Origin of the sequence: Bacillus sp. AFS001701 (assembly GCF_002559405.1) — a bacterium.
In the GTDB taxonomy this organism is placed as follows: Bacteria; Bacillota; Bacilli; order Bacillales; family Bacillaceae_G; genus Gottfriedia.
This window is the reverse complement of record NZ_NTZO01000550.1, coordinates 1-1,226: the sequence shown is the minus strand read 5'-3', so window position 1 is coordinate 1,226 and position 1,226 is coordinate 1. Positions and strand designations below refer to the sequence as shown.

The following is a 1,226-nucleotide window of genomic DNA, read 5'->3' as shown; positions in this document are numbered from 1 at the left end:
CTTGTGGACCTTGTGGGCCTCTTCTTCCTCTTTCTCCGTCTTTTCCGTCTTTTCCGTCTTTTCCGTCTTTTCCTCTTTTACCTCTTTCACCTTGTGGGCCTGTAGCTCCTGGTGGACATGGACAACAGCAATGACATTCACATGGATTACAATCACATCTATGACATTTACATCCACACGGATTACATTTACATTGATCACATTTACATTTACATGGATCACAATTACATCGATCACATTTACATTTACATGGATCACTATTGCATTCGTGACATTTACATTTACATGGATCACTATTGCATTCGTGACATTTACATTTACACGGATTACAATAACATCGTCGACATATCTGTTGCGACGGTATGATACTAGGAATCTTTCGTTGTTGTGACAAATTTTACACCTCTCCTATATAATGTATGTTCACATTATTTTATTAATATAGGACAAAGTGGTTCTTATAGCTTAGAAAAATAAGCAATATAACTATAAAGTTGAATTAATCTACTATTAATACTTAAATTAAATCTTTAAAAATCTAAAAATATAAGTTATCTTTTTTAGGCAATATGCAGATACTAAATTCCAATTGCAAATCTATTGTTCTTATGCAACTATCCTGCCATTTTGTTGAATAAAAAAGACTCACTGAAGTAACTCTTGATCTTCAACTAATGCATTGCTTTAGTTGAAGTAATTACTTATATTTTTCACTAGAGTTTCCTAATGTTAAGGAACTTGTATCACGAATATACCCATAAATATATATTGTATTATTGTCTATTTTGTAAGGTATTTTATATTTATGTAATATTTCTAGAAACTCCTTTGATATATCAATTACTTTAGGCGGAATAATCAGCCCCATTGATTCTAAACGCTTTGGTCGAACCCTTATCCATTCGATCAAAAGTCGTGGCACACCATCCAACCAATCTCCAGAACCATAAATATCATTATCAGTATCAAAATTTGGGGGATTTGGAGTGTCTTCCAAGACGGTTTTAATTTGAAGAGGTGGAACAAATGGAAGAGTGGTTAGAACGGCATCTTTGAGTTGTCTCCATTTTGTGTTATTCATAACTGAGCATAATTGTTTTTTTTTCGAGAACTTTATACAATTTTTCCTTTTCTTCCTTTTCAATTTCCATAAGACCATCCTTTTTCATAACCTCACTATTTAACTTCTTTTATTTTACAATTCCTTATGCAACTAAACTGCCATT

Annotated in this window: 2 protein-coding genes; both read right to left on the bottom strand. The window is 32.5% G+C overall.

Annotated elements, in window-relative coordinates:
* Positions 1-294, bottom strand: a 294-nt coding sequence (locus CN514_RS25980) for a hypothetical protein (protein WP_217993956.1), incomplete at its 3' end; no start/stop codon positions are given.
* 403 nt (positions 295-697) lie between these two features.
* Positions 698-1,159 (bottom strand): DUF6678 family protein, encoded by a 462-nt coding sequence (locus CN514_RS22650; RefSeq protein WP_098234508.1) that lies wholly within the window; start codon positions 1,157-1,159, stop codon positions 698-700.
* Positions 1,160-1,226: the final 67 nt, after the last annotated feature.